The organism is Kitasatospora sp. NPDC058965 (assembly GCF_042741245.1).
GTDB lineage: Bacteria > Actinomycetota > Actinomycetes > Streptomycetales > Streptomycetaceae > Kitasatospora.
Window position 1 is genome coordinate 1 of the sequence record NZ_JBHYKG010000474.1, and the last position, 4,618, is coordinate 4,618.

General features: G+C 74.1%; 2 protein-coding genes. Both read right to left on the reverse strand.

What is annotated here, in order from left to right:
- Nucleotides 1–154: 154 nt before the first annotated feature.
- On the reverse strand, nt 155–3,589 hold the full coding sequence (locus tag ACFW1A_RS38775; protein ID WP_380418099.1) for a glycoside hydrolase family 3 C-terminal domain-containing protein: 3,435 nt from the start codon (nt 3,587–3,589) through the stop codon (nt 155–157).
- 364 nt (nt 3,590–3,953) lie between these two features.
- Complete coding sequence (locus tag ACFW1A_RS38780; protein ID WP_380418101.1) at nt 3,954–4,232, reverse strand: hypothetical protein; 279 nt, start codon at nt 4,230–4,232, stop codon at nt 3,954–3,956.
- Between the last annotated feature and the right edge of the window lie 386 nt (nt 4,233–4,618).

The following is a 4,618-nucleotide window of genomic DNA, read 5'->3' on the forward strand; positions in this document are numbered from 1 at the left end:
GCAATAGCGGGGGGTGCGCCGGGCCCGGGCCGGGGGGGGGGGCGCGGGGCGGGGGGGTACCGGGGCGCCGCCCGGTCCCGCCCGGGCCGGCACGGGCGGGGGGGCGGGCGGTGCCCGGGTGGGCGGGGCACCGCGCCCGTTCACCGGAGCGGGCTCACTGCACGACCGACCACACGAAGGTGGCCGTGCCCGAGACGCCCGCCCGGTCCGTCGCCGTGACCGTCACCGTGTACGTCCCCAGCGCGCTGCCGGCACCGGAGAACGTGCCGTCGGTCGCCAGGGCGATGCCCGGCGGCAGGCCGGTCGCGGTGAAGGCGAGGCTCTGCGCCGGAGCGGAGTCGACCGCCTGCACGGCGAACGACACCGCCGCGCCCTTCGGGCTGCTGTAGCCGAACGGGTTGACCACGCCGACCGTCTCCGCCCCGGGCAGGCCGGAGCCCGGCGCGACGTTCGCGCTGACCGCGGTGTTGGCCAGGGAGACGCCCGCGCCCGAGGAACCGGCCGCGACCTGACCGGTCAGCGTCTGGGCCAGGCTGGTCGAGCCGCTGAGCGGGAGGTTCGCGGACGAGTCCCCCACCCTGATCGCGTAGCTGCCGGCCCGGGCCTCCCACTGGTTGTCCGTCGGGGACCAGACGGCCAGGTCGTGGACGGTCAGCGGGAAGCTGACCGTGGTGCTCTGCCCCGGGTTGAGCACCACCCGCTGGAACCCGCGCAGCTGCGCCGGCGGATCCTGGCTCGCGGCCGGGTCGCCGACGTACAGCTGGGCCACGTCCGCGCCGGCCACCGTGCCGGTGTTGGTGACCGTCGCGGTCGCGGTGGCCGTGCCGTTGGGGCCGAACGCACCGACGGCGAGGTTGCCGAAGGCGAACGAGGTGTACGACAGGCCGAAGCCGAACGGGAAGGCGGGCGTGAGGTGTTGGGCCTGGTGCCAGCGGTAGCCGATGTCCACGCCCTCGGTGTAGTCGGTGCCCGTGGCGGTGCCCGGCCACTGCGCGGTGGTCTGCGCCGGGACCTGGCTCAGACTGCTCGGGAAGGTGACCGGCAGCTTGCCGGACGGATCGGCGGCGCCGAACAGCAGCGCCGCGACGGCCGCTCCGGTCTGCTGGCCGCCGTACCAGTTCTCGAACACCCCGGCCACCGAGTTCAGCCACGGCATCGCCACCGGCGAACCGCTGTTGACCACCACGACGGTGCGCGGGTTGGCCGCGGCCACGTCCGCGATCATCGTCTCGTCCGCGGCGGACAGGTTCAGCGTGGCCAGGTCGGACTCCTCGCCCTCCGGGGCGCTGACGAAGACGATCGCGTCGGTCGCGGCCTGCGCGGCGGCCACCGCCTGCGGGATGTTCGCGGTGCCGTTGTCGTCGCCGGCGGTGTAACCGACCTTCACGTTCGGCCCGACCGCGTTCTGGATGCCGGTCAGCGGCCAGACCGCGTTCGGGCTGTCGACCCCGCCGCTGCCGCCGCCGGCGATCTCCACCGCCGCGCCGCCGTCGGTGCCGATCACCGCGATCGACTCGCTGCCCTTCGGGTCGAGCGGCAGGATGCCGCTGTTCTTCAGCAGCACCGTGCCCTCCTCCCCGAGTTGGAGCGCGGTCTGCTGGTGCGCCGCAGTGGTGACGGTGGCCGAGAGCGAGCCGGTGGCCGGGTTGTCGAAGAGGCCGAAGGCGAACATCTGGGTGAGGATCCGCGCGACCACCGCGTTGAGGGTCCCCTGGTCCAGCGTCCCGGCCGCCAGCGCGGCGGAGACGTCGCTCGCGTCGGTGAAGGGCATCGCGACGTCCATGCCGCCCTCGGCATCCGCGACCGCGTTCCCGGCGGCGCCCCAGTCGGAGACGACGAAGCCGCCGTAGTCGGCCTGCTCGTTCAGCCCGTGCTGCAGCAGGTCGGCGTTGGCGCAGGAGGGGGCGCCGTTGACCACGGCGTACGAGCACATCACCGAGGCGGGCGCGGACTGGGTGATCGCCGCCTGGAACGGTGCCAGGTACAGCTCCTCCAGGGCCTGTTGGCCGACCGTCTCGTTGTTGCCGCCGTTCGGGTACCGCTCCTGGTCGTAGGCGGCCGCGTGCTTGACGTCGGCCATCACGCCCTGGCCCTGCAGCCCCCGGACCTCGGCGGCGGTGATCCGGCCGGCCAGGTACGGGTCCTCGCCGTAGGTCTCGTAGGTGCGGCCCCAGCGCGGGTCGCGCACCAGGTTCGTGGTCGGGCCGAGCGAGACGTTCACGCCCTTGCCCGCGAACTCGGCGCCCTTCGCCGCGCCCTCCTGCTGGATCAGCGCCGGGTCCCAGGTCGCGGCGGCGTTCTCGCCGTCGGGGAAGGCCGTGACACCGCCGTTCCCGTCGCCGACCCCCGACGGGCCGTCCTCCATGTTCAGCGGCGGGATGCAGAGGTTGGGGATGCCGCCGACCTGCCCGATGTACGTCGTGCTGCCGTCCCCCGAGGCCAGGGTGACCTCCTCGGCCCGGTCCATGGTGTCGAGCACCTGCTGGACCCGCTGGGCGACCGGAGCGGTGGACCCCACCCAGGGGCACACGCCGTTGCCGCCGTTGCCGTTGCCGCCGGTGACCGGGGCGACCGTGGTCAGGCCGTGGACGGCGAACTCGAAGATCGAGTAGCCGAACTGGGTGCCGCGCGCCGTGCCGTACATCCGGACGTAGCGGGCGGTCGCGGTGGCCGGGATCGCCTGGTTCCCGCCGGTGCCCGTCGTGGTGGAGTACACCGTGGTCCAGTTCGCGCCGTCGGCGGAGACCTGGACCTGGAACGCCGTCGCGTAGGCGGCCTCCCAGAGGATGCCCACCGAGCAGATCTGCTGCGGCGCGCCGAGGTCGACCGTCAGCCACTGCGGATCGCCGGCCGCGCTGGACCAGCGGGTGCCCGGGTTCCCGTCGGTGGCGCCGGTGGCCGGGTAGGCGGTGGCGTCCTGGGTCGACGAGGCGGTGGTCGGCTGGTCGAGCGCCAGGTCCTGGGTGCCGCAGTACTGGGTCGGGCCGCCGCCTCCGCCGGTGCCGCCGCCTCCGCCGCTGCTCTGGGCGAAGGCGAGGGAGTGCAGGTTCCAGCCGTTGGTGTCCTGGTCGACGGTGAGCGTCTGCACGCCGGCCGGCAGGGTCAGGGTGGCGGTGACGGTGCTCCAGGTCTGGTAGCCGCCGGTGTTGGGGACGGCCACCGGACCCGTCAGGTTGGTACCGGTGGCACCGGTGACGTGGAACGCGTCGGGGATCCCGTACGGCGAGGAGACCCGGAACGAGGCGGTGTAGGTGCTGGCCGCGGCCACCTGGACGGTGTACTTGAACCACTGCCCCGGCGTGGTCCACCCCAGGTCGTAGGCGCCGCCCGGCGCGCTGGTGCCCTGGGTGTCCGCGGTGGCCTCCAGGTCCACCCCGTCGGCGCGGTAGGAGTTGGCACTGCCGTTGGCGGCGGTGACGCTGTAGGCCACGCCCTGGCCGCCGGTGTCGTAGTTGGCAGCCTGGACGGTCCCCGGCACGGCGGCGGGCGTCCCGCCGAACGCGCCGCTGCCGGCCGCGAACGCCGCGCCGTGCACGCCGGCCAGGGACACGGCCACCAGGGCGGCGACCGCGAGCAGCGCGCGCGCCACCGGCCGGGCTGCGCGGGGTCGGTGGGGTTGCTGGGGATGGTGCGGCTGGTGGGTCCGGCGGCGGTGCGGTAAGCGGAGCGGAGTGGTGGGGGAGGCGATGAGCCTTCGTCCGGAGAGCATCAGCGAATCCTGTTCACCTGTGGGGAGAGAGGGGCGAAAGAGACGGGAGAGAAGTCGAGAGAGCGCTCTCCCGACTCCCCTGCGCAGACTCCTCCCGGCTCCGGAGGGTGTCAAGGGATGCGACACGATGCACGGGCGAGGCGGCCGTGGGGGGCGAGTTCGGGGGACCGTCAGCGCAACGGTGGGGGAGGGGTGCGGTGGTGCGCTGCGCGGCTGACGGGGTGTGACATTCGGGTGCCGGGCCTCAGCGATCGAGCCCCAGGGCGTCCGGGAGGCCTCGGACCCAGGCGGCCTGGTAGGGGTCGTCCGCGGCGATGCGCTCCAGCGCCGCCACGAACTGCCGGTGCCCGTCGGGGCCCATCGAGTCGAGCTCGTGGGCGATCCCTTCCAGGGTGCTCAGCGCGACGTGGGCGTCATGGCCCTGCGAGGCGAGGAGTTCCAAGGTCGCGACGGCCGTCAGGAGTGCCCTGACCACTCCGTCGCCCTGAGCGGCGGCTCCGCCCGCTTCCTGTTGGGTGATCACAGGAGGATGCTGCCACCCGTCGGTCGCCCGTGTGTCCCTGCCCCCGGACGGCAGGAGCGCCCATCCCGTTCGGGGCCGAGCACCCGGCCCCGAACGGGATGAACGTCCCTGACCGTCCGGCACGTCCGCACCGCCACCCCGGTGGTACCTCTTCGCGCCCGATCTCCCGAGGCCCCGACCGCGCCGCGACGGCGCCGGCCGAAGGGAGCCGGGGGTTCGGTCCACCGGTGGAGCGGGTCGGCTCGGCGGACGGTGGCGCGGGTCCCGGTCCGGACCCGGCGAAGGCGGCCTGAGAAGTCCTGGTGCGACCCGCCGTCAACACCCGGGCGCGTGGACGGGGGGGGGCGGGACACCCACCAGGCCGGTATTCACAACAACCACCCCAA